Genomic DNA, 16,415 nt, shown 5'->3' with positions numbered 1-16,415 from the left:
AATGATAAAGAGGCACCCTCCGGGGTGCTTTTCTCATGCAAAAATATGGATACATAGCTTAGTTGGTGAGAGCATCCGGCTCATAACCGGGCGGTCGCAGGTTCAAGTCCTGCTGTATCCAGTAATAAAAAATAGATGGATTGGAAGGTGGTGAAGTGGCAGGTTATGAAAACATAAAAGATAAAGGATTTGACAATCGAACCACGGGGGAACTACGGGAGATTGCAATAAGAGGCGGTAAAGCAAGTGGAGAAGCAAGGCGAAGGAAAGCAGACTTCCGGAAAACATTAAATATGCTGCTTACCGCAGAAATAGACAACGAAGAATATAAGCCGATTCTAGAGGCGCTTGGTGTTGAGTGTACTTTAGAATCGGCTTTAAATATGGCAATGATAAAAGAGGGGCTTGCTGGGAATGTGAAAGCGTATGAAGCTATTGCTAAGTATGCAGGACAAAGCAATCAGACGGAAAGAGACGATGAAGAGCAACGGATCCGAACAGAACGTGCGAAGAGAGCCCGTGATCTTGAAGTTGGAAACGATGATAGCAATGATGAGAATATACAGAACTTCTTGAAAGCGATGCGACCTGCGCAGGAGGATTTGGAAGAACTGTTTGACAATGTAGGAGATGGTGAGAATGAAAGCGAAGAGAAGGCCGAATAAGTTTAAGTTCAAACCATTTTCAAAGCAACAGCAAAGACTTATTCATTGGTGGAGGCCTGGGCTTGTATCTTCTGAGAACGACTTTGTGATTGCAGATGGATCCATTCGATCAGGGAAAACGATAGCCTGTATCATTGGCTTTCTTACATGGTCGCAAGAGATGTTCGAGGGAGAATCATTTATCCTTGCAGGGAAGACGATGGGCGCATTAAAGAAGAATGTGGTCAGGCCTATGTTGCAGATACTGGAAGCATGGGGCTGGTCTTACACCTATATCCGTTCTGGAACCGATGCGAGGATAGAGATCGGCAGTAATGTGTATTACTTATATGGAGCCAATACCGAAGCTGCACAGGATGCATTGCAGGGCTTGACGGCTGCCGGAGCATATCTTGATGAAGCAGCTCTTTTCCCAAGAAGTTTCATTGACCAGGCTATTGGTCGATGTTCTGTAGATGGATGGAAGGTCTGGATGAACTGTAACCCAGAAGGACCTCATGCTTACATCAAAGAGGAATTCATAGACAAGGCAACAGAGAAGCGTGTTTACAGATTGCACTTTGTGATGGACGATAACCTGACATTATCCGTTGATCGAAAGGAAGCATATCGCAGAGCGTGGAGTCCAGGAAGTGTATTCTACAAGCGCTTTATTCTGGGATTGTGGGTTGCTGCGGATGGACTGATTTATCAGCAATTTGCGGATAATGTGAAACAATATCTTGTGGATCCGAAATGGCTGGAAGAAAACGAGATTATATATGCGACAATCGGAGTCGATTTCGGTGGAACGAAGTCGGCTCATTCTTTTACCCTTACGGGATTTACGAGAGGGTATAAACAGGTGGTTGTACTGGATGAGTATTATTGCAAGAAGCGGATTAATCCGAAACGGCTTCAGGATGATTTCATAGATTTTGTAAGGCGCGCTCAAAGCAAATATAAAGTATACGAAACTTACTGTGATAGCGCTGAGCAGACACTTATTGCCGGATTGGAAATGGCGTGTGTACAGGCACGTGTCGGTATTGAGATTAAGAACGCAATCAAGGGTTCTATCAATGACCGAATCGCATTTTACAACAGCCTGATTGCACAGAACAGGTGGAAAATAATGAGTCACTGCAAGCACATCATAGAAGCCTTTGAGAACGCTTGTTACGACGATAAAAAGAAGAACATGGATGTCCGACTGGATGATGGACTAATGAACGTGGACAGCTTGGACAGCACGGAGTATAGCACTGAAAGTGTACAGGGCGACATCTTGTACATTGCAGCATAGGAGAGAGATTGATGAATGAGATAAGAGAGTGGTTGGTTGAAAATAAATATAATACAGCTACGGACGAGACCTATAGCCATATCCTTGAGTGGTTAGAGTGGTATCAAAATGATGTGGAAAAGTTCCACAAGTACAAAGTATTCAATGGTGTCGTTACCAAAGAAGAAGAGCGGTATAAGCTCGGAATGGCCAAGAAAGTATGTGAAGATTGGGCGAATCTGCTATTAAATGAAAAGGTAGCGATAAAAGCAGGAAACTACGAAAAGCGTTTACAGGAAGTGCTCGATAACAACAATTTCCTTGTGCGTGCTAACCAGCTAATAGAGACGGCATTTGCTCTCGGAACAGGGGCTATCGTAGAGTATTTGGACGGAGAAGAAGTGATGATTGACTATATCCGTGCAGATATGATCTACCCGTTATCTTGGGACAATGGAGACATTACAGAATGCGCCTTTGGCTCTGTTCGGGTGATTGACGGGAAAGAAGTTCTTTATTTACAGATCCACAGACTTGGAAAATCTGATAATGAAGAGGATTCAGAACATTATTATATCGAAAATAAGTATATTGACCGGAAAGAAAGCAAAGAACTTGACCCACCGGAAGGTGTAATTCCATTGGTATCAACTGGCTATGATAAACCACTATTCCAGATTATTACGCCGAATATTTGCAATAACATTGATTTGGATAGTCCACTGGGCGTGTCTGTATTTGCAAATGCGATTGATCAGCTGAAAGGATGCGATCTTGTATATGACTCATACATGAATGAGTTCGTGCTAGGCAGAAAAAGAATATTGGTCCCGATATCCTTTGCAAAAATACAGATGGAAAAGGACGGTGTGGCTGCTCCAGCATTCGATGCAAGCGATACAGTGTATTACCAAATGCCGGGAGATAGGGATAGCAATTTGAAACTCACAGAAGTGGATATGTCGATCAGGGCAAATGAGCATGAGCTTGCGGTGCAAAGAAGTTTGGACGTACTTGCACTTAAGACAGGTTTGGGAACTGGCAGGTATCAGTTTGATTCATCCGGAGTTAAAACTGCTACTGAGGTTATATCAGACAAGTCTGATCTGTACCAGAACCGGCAGAAGAACGCGATTATAGTTAATGCTGCATTAATAGACATGGTGGAGGCTATTGCATTTCTAGACGCTGAAAAAGAGGTAGAAGTGTCCATTGACTTTGACGATTCCATCATCGAAGATACCAACACTACCATCGACAAGAATATAAAGCTTGTGCAGGGAGGTCTGCGGTCTAAACTTACTGCAATCATGGAAATCAACAAATGCGATGAAACGGAAGCTGAAAAAGAGTTGAAGAGGATTGCAGGAGACAATCAGATCACTGGGCAGGACGTGGACTGGACGGATATGGGAGACGATGAAAAAGCTGAAGAAGAGGAAGTTGATGAGCCGGATCAGGAGGAAGGTGAGGTAGAGGATGAATCTTCTGAAGAACCAGCAGGAAGCGGAGACGATAGATAGCGTCTACATAGATCTAGAAGCGCGACTCATGCAGAATATTGCAAGGCACCTCAGAGATTGGGAGCAACTGATTGATACAGATAGATGGTTGATGCAGAAGCTTGCGGAGATTGGAAAGCTTAATAAAGAAAATATCAAGATAATTGCGCAGATGTCCGGACTTAGCCAGACAGCAGCTTCGAGGATGCTGAATGCTATGGCAGAAGAGGCTATCAAAAACACAGAGCCCGGATTTCAATATATGGCCAGGCAAAGAATGATAGGTGTTGTTGATGCTGAGAAAAGTAAAAGTGTAAAGAGAGTCATGCATAATCTTCGGAAACAGGCAAAGGACTCTTTGAATCTTACGAATACTACGATGCTACATAAAGCACAAGAGGCTTTTAAAACACTTGTTCAGAACACTGCAGAAGAAGCGCTGAAGATTATGAATAATAATACTGGTGCTGTTATTACAGGTGCAGAGTCCAGACAGCAGGCACTCAGAAAGACAATCAGACAGTTTAATGACAAGGGCATTACGGGCTTTGTTGATAAGCGAGGACGTAACTGGACGCCGGAAGCCTATGTTAACATGGCAATGCGCACGACTGCCGGAAGTGTGGCGAATGAAGTACAGACTGCAAGATGTGAAGACATGAGAGTGAACCTGATCCAGATAGATAGCCATTCTGGGGCGCGTCCCAAATGCGCAAAGGATCAGGGGAAAATATTTGACCTGAACAATGAAAGTGGTTATACAGAAGACCTAAACGGAAGGAAGATACGGTATTATCCTTGGAACTCTTCTAGTTACGGAGAACCGGATGGAATCCTTGGAATTAACTGTGGGCATCATAAGTATCCTTTTATTCCTGGGGTGAATATTCAAAGATACTTTCCAACAGAAGATATGGATGCGAACAATCGTCTATATAAGCAGACACAAGTACAAAGAGCGTTGGAACGTGATGTACGAAAGCAGAAACGGGAGTGTATGCTGTTTGATGAGCTTGGGGATCCTGATGCATTTGAGGAAGCTTCTGTGAAGTTGAAATCGAAAGAAGCACAGTTGAAAGACTATGTGAAAAAACACGATCACTTACATCGAAGAAAAGACCGTGAACAGGTGGTTGGGTTCGATAAGAGGATATCTGCGGAGGCATTTGCGGCAAATAAACGCATGCAGAACATAGGTAAAATGGCAAATATTAATGACGGCATGAATTGGAGTATGACGAAAACTAACAGTATCTCAAAAGAAACTAAAGCTGAGATAGTGGCTTACGCCAAGGATAAAGGAATTAATATTGTCGACTTGAGCAAGTTTGATGGTGATGTTGGAATACTCAAGAAACAGGTTGACAAGCTAAGCGATCTAGTAAAAGAATATCCGGAAAGCGCAAAAAAGAAGATTACGCTTACTGTTGGAAATCTTCCAGACGAAGATTTTGGTCAAACAAGAGGAAGAACGATTACACTAAATGCAAAAGCATTAAGAGATAAGAATATCACAGAAGAGAATATAAAAAAATCTGGAATATTTGCTTCTGAGGACATTGATGATATTTCTGTGCATGAGTTTGGACATATTTTATCTGAAATTAAAGGCAATAAAGGAATTGAAATCACAAAGAAGGCATATTATAATATTTACAACAGAAGTATAAGTGATTCTGAAGCGTTGATGTATCTCAAAAAGAACGTATCATCATACTCAATCTCATATAATGGTGATTATGAAGATGACATTCTGCGAGGAAGAGTAAAAGTGACGAAATACAACGAGATTACATCTGAAGTTCTTGCAAAGGATAAGTATAAATCAACCAAGTTCACCAGAGAGTACCTTAGATTATTACGGGAGGTATAGTTATGAGAGTTTTAGATATGTTTTGGATGTCTAACGAAAATTGGTTTTATTTTGATGGCCTCGTGCCAAAGATTAGAGAAGACGCTCCAAGGGAAGCAAAGGAAAGTTTTAAAAATTACTTAAAACAATTAAAAGAAAGAAATAGTGCCGCTGATCAGTAGGTCAGTGGTATTTTTATACCCATTTTTAAGAAGGGAGGGACGAGTGTATGAAGATACCTGGAAAAATAAAAGTACTGTATAAGGAGTATACAGTGGAAGAAACTGCAAACCTGCACGATAACGGTGGAGATTTATACGGACAGATTCATTATCTTCCGGAAAAAATTTTTTTAAACGTAGATGCAAAGGAAGAACAGAAGAAATCTACTCTTCTTCATGAGTTGATTCATGCTATGGATGAAATCTATAGCATTGGGCTGAAAGAAAAACAAGTTGAAAAGCTTGGCAATGCGTTCTACATGTTACAGAAGGATAATCCGGAACTTTTTGAAAAGTAGAAAGGCGGTGATCCAATGATCTCCCACCGGCAGGGAATGACCGGAACAGTAAAGGAGTGATGTGATTGATTGTGGTAAAGATCCGTAAAAATAGCTTGTCTATAGATGGTCATGCTGGATATGCGGAATTTGGAAAAGATATTGTGTGTGCTGCTGTGTCGGCATTAGCGCAAGGCTTGTTACATTCGCTAGATGCCCTGACGGATGATGAGATATCTACAGAAGCAGAGAGCGGGCACGTTAAGATAGAATATGGGAATCTTTCAGAACAGGGAAAGCTGCTGATTGATTCTTTTTTTATTGCCGTAAGTGACATTCAAGACGCTTATGGAGAGGAATACGTACAAATACAGTAATACGGTCGCCGAACGGGCGTTAAACGGCTTAAGGAAAGGAAGGTACTAAAAATGAAGTACATGAACATGAAGAAAAAATACCAGACACTTGATCTACAGTTATTTGCTGGAGAAGATGAAGGTGGAACTGACGGAGAAGATTCCGGCGACGGTGACGACCAGGACGACGATGAGTCGGACGAAGACGGGGAAGAGGAAAAGAAATTTACTCAAAAAGATGTGGACGAGACTGTAAAGAAACGCCTTGCTAGAGAAAAGCGCAAGTGGCAGAGAGAACAGCAGAAAAAGTCTACGAAGAAACCTGACGGGCATGAAGAATCCGGAGAAAGCATCAAGGAAGATACAGAAAAAGCTGAAGCAATCAGCAAAGCTTCTAAGTTAGAGGCGAAGGTTGCATGCTATGAAGCTGGCGTGTCAAAAGACGCTGTTGATGATGTAACAGCTTTGGCCAGAGCTTACATGGAAGCGGACGAAGATCTTGACCTTGAAGATGCTATCGAAAAAGTAGTAAAAAAATATCCTCAATTCAAAAAGGGTGCCGCGGATCCGTACGAAGATGAGGACGAAACCAAAGGAAAATCATGGGGGCAGAGACAGAACGGAAAAACACCAAAGAAAATGAGTGGTGTTGAAAAGAGATTCTATGAATTGAACCCAGACTTGAAGAAATAAAGGAGATTATAAGTATGCATTATAAAGATTTTATGAAGTACAAATTGACAATGGATTTACAGTTGTTCGCCCACGCAGCACAGGAGAGATATTCTAATCTTGTGCTTGCGAAACTTAGAAAAACAACTATTTTTTCTAGCCTGTTTAATACACGCTACGAAGGTACGCCTACCGCCGGAGCGGTAAAAGTACCAGTGAGAGACACTGAGGTGAAAGTGGGAGATTATGATAAGTCTGCCGGTGGTTCTCTGTCTGATGGAACGACTACTTATCAGACAATGAATATCGACAAAGACAAATATGTCAACGAGCTTATTGACGGCTTTGATGCTGCGTCTGTTCCGGACAATCTTGTAGCTGACAGACTGGACTCTGCAGGGTATGCAATGGGTGTATCTTTCGACACCGACCTGATTACGTTACTTACTACAAAAGGCACAGCTGCTGCAAACACAACTGCTCTTACAAAAGACACCGTCTACGACTCTGTTGTGGATGAAGTTGCAGCACTGAAGAAGAAAGGTCTCAAACCGGAAGAGATGTGGCTTGCCGTTACAAACGAGACATATGCTCTGTTACTGAAATGCCCTGAATTCATTAAGGCATCTGATCTCGGTGATAATGTAGTTCAGAACGGACGTGTTGGCCGTATCGCGGGTCTCGATGTTTACGAGACTAACAATATTGCGGATACCACAAAAGTCGAGTACATTATCGGAAACAGGATCTTCTGCCACTTTGTTGATGAGTGGATGGTGCCGGTGACTGTGAATGATCTGAAGGACGGTAAACACATCGGTGCATCTGCTGTACAGGGACGTAGGGTATATGGCATGATGGTTTCCAGACCTACGACTGTAACGCTTAAAAAGCATGCGTAAGCAGTTAGGGGGGGCGGTTAAATGCCTTATGTAGATAGAGAATATTATGTTGGAACATTTAAAGGGGAGCCGGTTGATGATGCCGACTTCCCTTCTCTTTGTATGAGGGCAGAAGAACTTATTGAGGAAATGACCATGTACAGGGTTACGCCGGTCACTGTCCTTAATATGCCGGAAACTGTGCAAGAACGGGTGAAGATGGCTGTGTGTGCACAGATTGAATATCTAGACGCAAATGGTGGAGCTGATATGGATAACGGTGCGGATCTGCAGAGCGCAGGGCTTGGAAAGTTTAATTACACAAAGGCGTCCGGTGCAAATGGGAGCACAGAGCAATCCATATATGCACCACGTACTCTCCGGATACTTGCACCTACCGGATTGCTGTATAGAGGGGGTGGAACAATATGAGATCGATTCCGAAAAAACTATTGATCCACGAGGCAGTGCATGCTGTATCTACAGATTCAGACCGGTGGGGAACGGAGACGCTTGTGAATAGGCAGAAGATAGACAACATCCGTATCGAACCGACAGAGAAGATCATCCGCGACAAAAATAATGCTGAAGTACAGCTAGCAGCTACACTCTTTTATGACTGCCGGAACAGCCGTCCGAAAGGTATGGTGTTTGCGGTGGATGATATTATCCTGGTAAATGAAGAAATGTATAAGGTTCAAGTATGCGAGCCGCTATACGATGCGAAGAAACTGCATCACTGGGAGTTGGGGTTGGTAAGGCATGTCTAAGATTAGCACTCGTGTGACATTTGACAAACGAAAGGCGGAAGCGCTTATCAAAGCCTCCATGAATGATGCATTGACGGTGATGGGAAACCAAGCGCTGCAGGATGTGAGTCAGTATGTACCGAAAGACCAGCACACATTAGAAAACAGTGGCTTAACACACAGTGACCAGAAGGCACAGGACTTTAAGTTTAAAATGCGTTGGTCTACGCCTTATGCGCAGTACTTATGGCATGGGGATGTGATGTATGGGAACCCGACTACTCGTACCTATGGACCTGAGAAACTATCCTTTACGTCTGCCCTTGCCCGTGAAGAATGGGCGAAATATGCAAAGGAAGTGCATGGGGAAGAGTGGAAGAAGGTATACCAGGCAGCATTGAAAAGGGGGCTAAACAAATGACACCACAAACCGAGTTATTAGATCTGTTAGTATCCACAGTCGAGAAAAACTGTGATATCGGAACCACAATCTCTCTGAAAGAGCTACCCAAAAATGGAGGCATATATGCTGAGCTTGGAGAAGGTTTTGGAGAGGGTATGTATTATGATAAGAGCACAGAAAAGGTTCTTCCGGTTTTATTTTTGTGTCGAAACAAAAATCAGAAGGAAGGTCTAGAACAATTGTGTATTATAAGTAACTATTTGCAGCGCTTAAAAAAATATCCGGAAGCAAAAAGCTTTAAGTGGTTGGATTCTAGTGTTGCAAAAGAACCGAATAAAATAGGCAGAGACGAAGATGGTGTTTATCATTTTTCCTGCATTGTAAATTGTAAAGTTTTTTATTAAAGAAAGGAAGAAGAGCAGAATGGAAAAAATTAATTTGCAGATGTTTGCAGAGCCAGAGCTTCCGGATAATACGATTACACCGGAAATGAACTACGAGACAGAGGCTTTTATTAATGTGGCAGAGCCATCTACTCCAACAGCTACATGGGCGTCTCTTGCAGCGCTCACGAAGAATATGGCACAGAGCTTGAATGAGGTGTTGTATCAGGCCACATACTATGCAGATAAAGGATGGGGCAGCACAGAGGTTACAGGGGCTCAGATGACACTCACGTTGACGGGAGATGTGAAGCCAGGAGATAAAGCCTGTGATTATCTTCTTAGTGACAAGGTGATGTATGAACTTGGAAACGCTAGAAAGAACCATCTGAAGCTGCAGAAAGGTAAGAAAATCATTATTTGGCCGATTACAATTGCAAACATTACACCGGCATACGGAGATTCCGGAGCCGTTAATGCGTTGACGGTTACAATCCACGGAAACGGGAGACCGGCTATCGGTACGACAGAATAGGGGTGACGATTGTCACTCTTATTCTATTTTGAAAGGAGCATAGAGAATGGCATATCAAGCACATAGAAAAGCAAAGTATACACAAGAGTTTGAACTTGTAAATGAGAGCGGGAATGTAGAGCATAAGATTTTAGTTGCGCTGGATCCGGGTAGCTGTATTGAAAAAATGAATAAGAAGTATATAGATCTGCTTAAAGCTGATAAGGAAGTGAGCAAAATGAAATTTCCGGATGCCAGTTTGAACCACGAAGAGTTATTGAATGCATATCAGAAACTTGGCATAGCTGTGGTTGATTTGATCGAGGCTGTGTTCGGGACTGAGGACACGAAAACCATTTTGGAATTCTACAGAAACGATTATGCAGCAATGTCCGCAGAAGTTATCCCGTTCATTGCGACGGTTGTTCTTCCAGATTTAAGGAAAATAACACAGGATAATAAACGAGATATCTTAAGCAAGTATAATCGAAAACAGAAGCGTTCTATCAAAAGGATGATGAAAAAATGAATGTGATCACAGAGATCCCGAATAACATCTTATACACGGAAAAAGGCAAACTTAAAATCAATGCTTCGTTTGATGTTGTTCTAGAAATTCAGAAGCTTTATACAGAGGATGAGCTTACAGACTATGAAAAGGTATGCGCTTCATTGGAAATGCTTGTGATAAACCATTGGAATTTAAGATTGTTTTCTCCGGAACGGAAAATAGAGCTTTTAAATGAAATAACCAAGAAGTTTATAAAAGTAAAAAGAAGACCAGATGTGAAAAGGAAGAGTTCATGTCCGATTCTTGATTTTGAAGAAGATAGCGACTATATTTATGCCTCTTTTATGCAGGAATATGGTATTGATCTGATAGACCAGCAAGGAAAACTCTCTTGGAAGAAATTTTTGTGGCTGTTTAATGGTCTTGGTTCAGATACCAAAATTAAGCAGGTAATGCGGATCCGAGATATGGATATCCCGAAATATAACGGGAAGAACATGGAACAGATTCAAGAAATACAAGAGCTTAAGTCCTATTATGCGTTACCGATTAAAGGTGGAGGTGGACAGACTGGTCTTGATCTGTTGTTCTCTACGTTGGAAGGGATGGCAAAACATTGATTGCAGACGGTAAAAATGTAAAGAAAGTAAGGTGTCCTTATTGTGGCCATGAACAAAACATCTTTTTTGTTACGGACGCACGGTGTGAAGGGCTTTTTTTTAAATGCAAAAATAAAACATGCAGAAAAGAATTTGAAATAAAGATATGACGCCATGTTGTGCCACTGTGCCGGCGATAAATACAGAGGCAGGTGAGTGATGATATGGCTAATGAAGGCGACGTAACGTATGAGATACGTGCTGACGATAGCAAAGTGGAAGCGGATCTTGAGCAAGCAAATAAAAAAGTGAAGCGTGCTGCAGAGAAGTCTGCAGATGATACTGTAAAAGTTGAAGAGCAGAAGACAAAAGACATCAAAGCAGAGTCTGACAAGGTTGTGAAAAATGCAGATAAGGCTGCAGATAAAGTGGCTGATGCATGGAAAGAAGCTGGACAGGATGCGGAAAAGGCAATGTCTAGTATTGACGTTAAAGATCAGGAAATTGATGTGGATGCTGATACATCAAAGGCAGAGTCGAAGATAAAAGCTGTAAGCAAAGATGAAAGCATAGATGTGGATGTAAAGGCAGATGTTTCGGATGCCAAACAAGGTCTTGATGATTTGTCAGCCAGCGCAGATGATCTCGGAGAAAAACTCAGTGACGCTCTCGGGGGTGGAGACGGAGCCACAGCAGCAGGAAACATAGGGAATCTGTTGAAAACATCCTTTACGGATGCAGCAAGTAGTGCAGTCCCTCTTGTGGGGCAAATGGGCGAATTGACAGCAGGTTTATCCGGCGCGTCTTTAGCAGCAGTAGGAACCGGCGCGGCAGTTGTAGGATTCGGTGCATTAGCTGTTGGTGCTGCGAATAATGTGAACAGCGCCATGAACAGCTTTATTGCAATGACAGGAAAGGGAACTGAGGAGTCCGAACGTTACCAAGAGGTAATGGAGAACATCTACGCTGGAAACTACGGAGAAAACTTTGAGGATATTGGCCAAGCTATGGGAACTGTTGTTCAACAGCTGGGCGATATGGACGATGTGGATCTGCAAAATGTAACAGAGTCTGCATTTGCTCTTCGTGACACGTTTGGTTATGACATCCCAGAGTCTACCAGAGCAGCGAAAGCCATGATGGATAACTTTGGCACATCTGGCGAAGAAGCGATGAATTTGATAGCTTCCGGAGCGCAAAACGGCTTAGACTACTCTGGAGAACTTCTCGACAGTATATCTGAATATTCCGTCCAGTTTGGAAAGATGGGACTTGATGCGGAAGATATGTTTTCCATTTTTGAAAAAGGGGCTGAGTCCGGGGCTTTTAACTTGGATAAAGTCGGTGATGCCGTCAAGGAAATGTCTATCCGTGTAGTTGATGGGTCAGATACCACTCGAGAAGGATTTGAATTACTTGGACTTGATGCGGATACAATGGCTCAGAAGTTTGCTGCCGGAGGAGATACGGCTAAAGAGGCTTTTGACGAAACACTTGAAGCGTTAGCTTCTATGGAAGACCCGCTTGAACAAAACACCGCCGGTGTTGACTTAATGGGAACCATGTGGGAAGATCTTGGACCCGAAGCGGTTTCTGCGTTAGCGGATATTGAAGAGGGCGCGTATAACACATCTGACGCAATGAACCAAATTAAGGACGTAAAGTACGATGATCTTGGCTCTCAGTTCGAAGAACTGAAGAGAAATGCGGAATTGTTATTGGTGCCGTTAGGCGAAGCGCTGATCCCGTTGCTCTCCACTTTAGCAGAATCTGTATTGCCTGTATTGACAGAATGCATAGGTCCTTTACTACAGATCGTGACAGATTTGTTGACTCCAATAATTGACTTGGTGGCTTCTGGAATCCAACCTCTTATTAATGCATTTATGGATTTTATGAACTCAGCTGTGTTACCTGTCGTGAATGCACTTTCCACTGTTTTGTTGCCCATAATCGAGTCGGTGTTTAATAGTTTCTTTACTCGAGCTTCCACAACAATCACCAGTGTTACAACAATTTTTCGGAATTTGATTGATTTTGTGAAAAATGTATTTTCAGGAAACTGGAAGGCCGCTTGGGAAAATGTCAAAGAGATTTTCCGGACAGCGGTTAGCGGTCTGGCTGATATCTTCAAGGCCCCACTCAATGCGATTGTAGACGCTTGGAATGGCCTGGCTTCCAGTATTGGGACTATAACAATCCCTGATTGGGTACCTGGCGTCGGTGGCAACTCTTATAGCCTTCCAAAGATGAGCCGATTGAAGGTTGGCTTGGACTATGTTCCGAGTGACATGTTCCCGGCGTTTCTCGACGAAGGGGAGTGGGTACTCACAAAGGAAGAGGCAAACCTACTTAGATCTTACGGTGGACTTGAGGGTATGGTATCTATGTTAGATCGGAAATCGGATGGTATCAACGTAACAGTTTCCGGAGGAAGTGGACAGCAGATAGATTATAAGAAGTTGGGAACGTGTATTGTTGATTCATTGGTACGGTCAGGCGTTGGATTTAAGTGTGACGATCGTATCTTTGCGAGATTGATAAAGGATTTGATTGATTATGTATGATATTAGCTATGTAGGTGCTACGCACGGGGAAAGAATTGAATTATGCCATTGGCCTTATATGGTCAATGGCGGAGATATTTTTAATAGTGAATTCGAAGAAATAGAGGAGAACGATCATATTCAGGACTGGGAGAAAAAGATCACAGATTACTCTTTGCAGATTGATATATCAGCGGTATCTGAAAAAGATTTTAAGGAAGCAGTAGACCGGCTGGAGGATATTACAGAAAAGGATATTGTGAATGTGACGCCTGGAAGACTTTATGTTGGTAATAGCTATATGAAGTGTTGGATCATTGGGACAGACAAAGACAGGTGGGTAAATGATCTATGCAGTATAAGTAATGAGCTGACTATCAAAAGCGACTACCCGTATTGGATCACAGAAGAAAAGTTTGAATTCTTAAAAGCAGAGCAATCTGAAGTAATGTCCCCTTGGCTTGAATTTCCGTACGATTATCCGTATGAGTATGGGAAGGTAAGGACGCTGCAGTATATACAGAATAGTAACTACACGAGCAGCGGTTTCAAGATGACGATATATGGGCCTTGCATCAATCCTATTATTCGTATCGCAGGGCATGTCTATGAATTGCAGACTACTCTATATGCTGGCGAATACGCTGTGATCGATTCCAGTACACGGTATTCCAAAGACAGGAAGATTGTGAAGGTTAAAGAGGATGGTACGCAGGAGGATATTTATAACAGCAGGAACAAAGATAGTGAGATTTGGCGAAAGATTCCGCCTGGCAGAAGTATTGTCTCTTGGAATGGTTCTTTTGGTTTCGATATTATCTTATTCAATGAAAGGGGGACGCCGAGATGGACTTTACCGTAACGGATACTCTTGGCAGAGAAAAGGGACCTCTTGAGCACTGTGGAGCGGAATTTGTTATCGGCACAGATAATGATTTTGAGATCAAGATTCAAGAAAAGCTATTTAAGGATGATCGGAATCGGAAAAATTGTCGTGTATTTGCAGAGGGGACAGAGTACGGCGGTCTGATCCGAGCACTCAATCCAGTCACAGAAGATAAGATCATCAAATTAAAGGGGCCGACCTGGCGGGGGATTTTGAATCAGAGAGCGATCAATCCCGGAAGTAATACATATATTACGCTAAAAGGAGAGGCAAATGCCGTCATTCAGGAGAATCTTGCCAAGCTTGGATTGACCGAGATATTCAGTGCATCCAATGAGAACAGCGGGATTGTATTAAATTATCGAGTTCCGCTTCAGAGTATGTTGCTGGATGCATTTAATGCAGCTTTAGAGGATCAGAATGCACGGCTGGAAATCAAATACAAACTTGGAGACGCAAATGATAAAGGCTATGTGGAACTGTCTGCAAAGCCAATCGTGGATCATTCTGAGCAGATAGAGATCAGTGAAGACGGAAACGTGAAACTTAATATTTTGGACTATCAGAACGGCGTGAATCATTTGATATGTTATGGGAAAGGCGAAGAGGCGGCGCGTCAAAGAGTGGATCTGTATGCTTGGCCAGATGGTAGTATACAGAAGAAGCAGTATTATACCGGTATAGATCTTATAGAACAGTACTACGAAAATACAACCCCTGATACAGTGCAGGAATTGGAAGAAGAGGCGCGAGAGAAGTTTTTAGACTTGATGAATTACAAACAGCTGAAGATATCGGTATCTGATATGGATTTGGAGCTGGGGGATATTGTTGGAGGCCGCGAAAGAATTACAGGTATCTACATGGCAGAGCCGGTTGTAAGAAAAATTGTAACTGTCACAGGGAAAGGCAGAGTAACAATCGATTACAAATTGAAAGGAGAAACATAAAATGGCGAATCAGTTCATTGAGACAACTTTAATGGATGGTTTTGCGGACGGACCTCATATAACGGAAGTTCAAACAGGAATTGCAAATCAAGGATTATATGGTCCGGACGATTACGTTCTTGAGGGTGGGAGAAGTGCGGAAGCGCAGATCCTTACAAACAACAGTATCCGGATTTTCGATGCTGTTTTCGTAATTCAGGGGCGACGCGATGTAATGGCAGCGAATGATTATGCAGATGTTACGATAGCAAATGGAGCGCAAGGGATGAACCGAAACGATATTATCGTGCGAAGATATGAGAAGGATGAAAGTTCTGAGGTTGAGAAAACATCTTTTGCAGTTATCAAAGGGACTGCAAGCAGTGGGACTGCTTCGGATCCAGTTGTTCCGACTGGGGATATTCGGAGTGGTGCAACACTTCATAATATGGCTTTATACAGGGTTAAGCTGCAGGGACTGAATATTGTAGCGGTAGAGCCTCTGTTCAAACTTCTCTGCAATATGTCAGAGTTGCAGAAGCAGTTTGATGAATTAAATAGCAATTTGATCCAAAGCGGTACAGAGCTGGTTCCAAACGCCAATGGTTACTTTGCGATCAAGAATATTACATTCCCGGTGCCTTATGCAGAGATCCCAAATGTGACAGCTACTGTCTCGAATGGAGACAACAACAACAGCCTGGAGGCTAATATATTTGCTCAGGTTGGTCGTGTTTCAAAAACAGGGTGCGTTTTGAAGGTTTGCTGTTGGAATGAACAATTGTCCGGATCAAAATTCAACGTGTCGTGGATCGCAGTTGGGAAACGGGAATTATAAGTGCATTAGGAAGGAGGAGAAACATGCAGTTAAAATTTAACGATGGTACTACGATTACAATTCAAAAAGCTACAGAGCTTGGCGGTGGTCTGCAGGTGCTGGTTGCTGGAACAACGCCGGAGAAGCTTCGGGAATTGTTTACGGATCCTGTCAAGACAGCAAGAATGACTGTGACGGAACGGGGGCAGGTGATTGGCGAGTATGAGAACTACACCGAGTTCTACAGGACGGAAGAGTACACCGGGAAAATCTACGGGGTTGTAGTTAACAAAGTAGGAGAATCCGTGGAGGAGCGTCTTGCTAGTGCAGAACAGACTATAGATAAAACAAACACGGATATGCAGATGGCGGTCGCAGAGCTGACGA

The 16,415-nt window shown here is 42.7% G+C and carries 21 protein-coding genes and 1 tRNA gene; all 22 read left to right on the top strand.

Translation table 11 applies throughout. The features are described from left to right. Nucleotides 1-47: 47 nt before the first annotated feature. Nucleotides 48-121, top strand: a tRNA-Met gene (locus tag C0979_RS11540). 34 nt (nt 122-155) lie between these two features. Then, nucleotides 156-665 carry a hypothetical protein gene (locus C0979_RS12050; protein WP_200816267.1) on the top strand — a complete coding sequence of 170 codons (510 nt, stop codon included), beginning with the start codon at nt 156-158 and terminating at the stop codon, nt 663-665. Continuing rightward, the gene (locus C0979_RS11530; protein WP_159459882.1) at nt 640-1,950 is read left to right on the top strand and encodes a PBSX family phage terminase large subunit; all 1,311 of its coding nucleotides are present in this window, start codon (nt 640-642) and stop codon (nt 1,948-1,950) included. The genes C0979_RS12050 and C0979_RS11530 overlap by 26 nt, the downstream gene beginning before the upstream one ends. 11 nt (nt 1,951-1,961) lie before the next feature. Then, nucleotides 1,962-3,452: a phage portal protein gene (locus C0979_RS11525; protein ID WP_101696134.1), complete on the top strand. Its 1,491-nt coding sequence runs from the start codon at nt 1,962-1,964 to the stop codon at nt 3,450-3,452. Continuing rightward, nucleotides 3,409-5,304: a phage minor capsid protein gene (locus C0979_RS11520; RefSeq protein ID WP_101696133.1), complete on the top strand. Its 1,896-nt coding sequence runs from the start codon at nt 3,409-3,411 to the stop codon at nt 5,302-5,304. The genes C0979_RS11525 and C0979_RS11520 overlap by 44 nt, the downstream gene beginning before the upstream one ends. Before the next feature lie 2 nt (nt 5,305-5,306). Continuing rightward, nucleotides 5,307-5,465 (top strand): hypothetical protein, encoded by a 159-nt coding sequence (locus C0979_RS11915; RefSeq protein WP_159459881.1) that lies wholly within the window; start codon nt 5,307-5,309, stop codon nt 5,463-5,465. Between the two features lie 47 nt (nt 5,466-5,512). Then, a complete protein-coding gene (locus tag C0979_RS11515; RefSeq protein ID WP_101696132.1) occupies nt 5,513-5,803 on the top strand; it encodes a hypothetical protein in 291 nt (96 codons plus the stop codon). A 71-nt stretch (nt 5,804-5,874) separates the two neighbouring features. Beyond that, nucleotides 5,875-6,159 carry a ribosomal-processing cysteine protease Prp gene (locus C0979_RS11510; RefSeq protein ID WP_242962703.1) on the top strand — a complete coding sequence of 95 codons (285 nt, stop codon included), beginning with the start codon at nt 5,875-5,877 and terminating at the stop codon, nt 6,157-6,159. Between the two features lie 51 nt (nt 6,160-6,210). Continuing rightward, nucleotides 6,211-6,831 carry a hypothetical protein gene (locus C0979_RS11505; protein ID WP_101696130.1) on the top strand — a complete coding sequence of 207 codons (621 nt, stop codon included), beginning with the start codon at nt 6,211-6,213 and terminating at the stop codon, nt 6,829-6,831. 14 nt (nt 6,832-6,845) lie between these two features. Continuing rightward, nucleotides 6,846-7,712 carry a phage major capsid protein gene (locus C0979_RS11500; protein ID WP_242962702.1) on the top strand — a complete coding sequence of 289 codons (867 nt, stop codon included), beginning with the start codon at nt 6,846-6,848 and terminating at the stop codon, nt 7,710-7,712. Between the two features lie 21 nt (nt 7,713-7,733). Continuing rightward, nucleotides 7,734-8,123, top strand: a complete 390-nt coding sequence (locus C0979_RS11495) for a head-tail connector protein (protein WP_101696129.1) — start codon at nt 7,734-7,736, stop codon at nt 8,121-8,123. After that, nucleotides 8,120-8,461 (top strand): putative minor capsid protein, encoded by a 342-nt coding sequence (locus C0979_RS11490; protein WP_101696128.1) that lies wholly within the window; start codon nt 8,120-8,122, stop codon nt 8,459-8,461. The genes C0979_RS11495 and C0979_RS11490 overlap by 4 nt, the downstream gene beginning before the upstream one ends. Then, nucleotides 8,454-8,861: a minor capsid protein gene (locus C0979_RS11485; protein WP_101696127.1), complete on the top strand. Its 408-nt coding sequence runs from the start codon at nt 8,454-8,456 to the stop codon at nt 8,859-8,861. The genes C0979_RS11490 and C0979_RS11485 overlap by 8 nt, the downstream gene beginning before the upstream one ends. Continuing rightward, nucleotides 8,813-9,247 carry a hypothetical protein gene (locus C0979_RS11480; protein WP_159459880.1) on the top strand — a complete coding sequence of 145 codons (435 nt, stop codon included), beginning with the start codon at nt 8,813-8,815 and terminating at the stop codon, nt 9,245-9,247. The genes C0979_RS11485 and C0979_RS11480 overlap by 49 nt, the downstream gene beginning before the upstream one ends. Nucleotides 9,248-9,266: 19 nt before the next feature. Then, nucleotides 9,267-9,761: a phage tail tube protein gene (locus tag C0979_RS11475; RefSeq protein ID WP_101696125.1), complete on the top strand. Its 495-nt coding sequence runs from the start codon at nt 9,267-9,269 to the stop codon at nt 9,759-9,761. A 46-nt stretch (nt 9,762-9,807) separates the two neighbouring features. Next, nucleotides 9,808-10,269 (top strand): hypothetical protein, encoded by a 462-nt coding sequence (locus C0979_RS11470; protein WP_101696124.1) that lies wholly within the window; start codon nt 9,808-9,810, stop codon nt 10,267-10,269. Then, nucleotides 10,266-10,871, top strand: coding sequence for a Gp15 family bacteriophage protein (locus C0979_RS11465; protein WP_101696123.1), 606 nt, complete (start codon nt 10,266-10,268; stop codon nt 10,869-10,871). Before C0979_RS11470 ends, C0979_RS11465 begins: the two co-directional genes overlap by 4 nt. Before the next feature lie 203 nt (nt 10,872-11,074). Next, on the top strand, nt 11,075-13,417 hold the full coding sequence (locus C0979_RS11460; RefSeq protein WP_101696122.1) for a phage tail tape measure protein: 2,343 nt from the start codon (nt 11,075-11,077) through the stop codon (nt 13,415-13,417). Beyond that, entirely contained in the window at nt 13,410-14,258 is an 849-nt protein-coding gene (locus tag C0979_RS11455) for a hypothetical protein (RefSeq protein ID WP_101696121.1), read from the top strand. Before C0979_RS11460 ends, C0979_RS11455 begins: the two co-directional genes overlap by 8 nt. After that, the gene (locus C0979_RS11450) at nt 14,243-15,232 is read left to right on the top strand and encodes a hypothetical protein (protein WP_101696120.1); all 990 of its coding nucleotides are present in this window, start codon (nt 14,243-14,245) and stop codon (nt 15,230-15,232) included. Before C0979_RS11455 ends, C0979_RS11450 begins: the two co-directional genes overlap by 16 nt. A 1-nt stretch (nt 15,233) precedes the next feature. Beyond that, entirely contained in the window at nt 15,234-16,049 is an 816-nt protein-coding gene (locus tag C0979_RS11445; protein ID WP_101696119.1) for an H-type lectin domain-containing protein, read from the top strand. 23 nt (nt 16,050-16,072) lie between these two features. Beyond that, on the top strand, nt 16,073-16,415 hold a 343-nt coding region (locus C0979_RS11440; RefSeq protein WP_101696118.1), incomplete at its 3' end, for a hypothetical protein.

The sequence above is a fragment of the Dorea phocaeensis genome (assembly GCF_900240315.1).
GTDB lineage: Bacteria > Bacillota > Clostridia > Lachnospirales > Lachnospiraceae > Dorea_B > Dorea_B phocaeensis.
This window is presented reverse-complemented; position numbering and strand designations above follow the sequence as displayed.

What these genes read in the sequence shown, in the direction of transcription:
- C0979_RS11530 (WP_159459882.1), top strand. Translation starts at nt 640, where the DNA reads ATGAAAGCGAAGAGAAGGCCGAATAAGTTTAAGTTCAAACCATTTTCA.
- C0979_RS11525 (WP_101696134.1), top strand. Translation starts at nt 1,962, where the DNA reads ATGAATGAGATAAGAGAGTGGTTGGTTGAAAATAAATATAATACAGCT.
- C0979_RS11520 (WP_101696133.1), top strand. Translation starts at nt 3,409, where the DNA reads ATGAATCTTCTGAAGAACCAGCAGGAAGCGGAGACGATAGATAGCGTC.
- C0979_RS11915 (WP_159459881.1), top strand. Translation starts at nt 5,307, where the DNA reads ATGAGAGTTTTAGATATGTTTTGGATGTCTAACGAAAATTGGTTTTAT.
- C0979_RS11515 (WP_101696132.1), top strand. Translation starts at nt 5,513, where the DNA reads ATGAAGATACCTGGAAAAATAAAAGTACTGTATAAGGAGTATACAGTG.
- C0979_RS11505 (WP_101696130.1), top strand. Translation starts at nt 6,211, where the DNA reads ATGAAGTACATGAACATGAAGAAAAAATACCAGACACTTGATCTACAG.
- C0979_RS11500 (WP_242962702.1), top strand. Translation starts at nt 6,846, where the DNA reads ATGCATTATAAAGATTTTATGAAGTACAAATTGACAATGGATTTACAG.
- C0979_RS11495 (WP_101696129.1), top strand. Translation starts at nt 7,734, where the DNA reads ATGCCTTATGTAGATAGAGAATATTATGTTGGAACATTTAAAGGGGAG.
- C0979_RS11490 (WP_101696128.1), top strand. Translation starts at nt 8,120, where the DNA reads ATGAGATCGATTCCGAAAAAACTATTGATCCACGAGGCAGTGCATGCT.
- C0979_RS11485 (WP_101696127.1), top strand. Translation starts at nt 8,454, where the DNA reads ATGTCTAAGATTAGCACTCGTGTGACATTTGACAAACGAAAGGCGGAA.
- C0979_RS11475 (WP_101696125.1), top strand. Translation starts at nt 9,267, where the DNA reads ATGGAAAAAATTAATTTGCAGATGTTTGCAGAGCCAGAGCTTCCGGAT.
- C0979_RS11470 (WP_101696124.1), top strand. Translation starts at nt 9,808, where the DNA reads ATGGCATATCAAGCACATAGAAAAGCAAAGTATACACAAGAGTTTGAA.
- C0979_RS11465 (WP_101696123.1), top strand. Translation starts at nt 10,266, where the DNA reads ATGAATGTGATCACAGAGATCCCGAATAACATCTTATACACGGAAAAA.
- C0979_RS11460 (WP_101696122.1), top strand. Translation starts at nt 11,075, where the DNA reads ATGGCTAATGAAGGCGACGTAACGTATGAGATACGTGCTGACGATAGC.
- C0979_RS11455 (WP_101696121.1), top strand. Translation starts at nt 13,410, where the DNA reads ATGTATGATATTAGCTATGTAGGTGCTACGCACGGGGAAAGAATTGAA.
- C0979_RS11450 (WP_101696120.1), top strand. Translation starts at nt 14,243, where the DNA reads ATGGACTTTACCGTAACGGATACTCTTGGCAGAGAAAAGGGACCTCTT.
- C0979_RS11445 (WP_101696119.1), top strand. Translation starts at nt 15,234, where the DNA reads ATGGCGAATCAGTTCATTGAGACAACTTTAATGGATGGTTTTGCGGAC.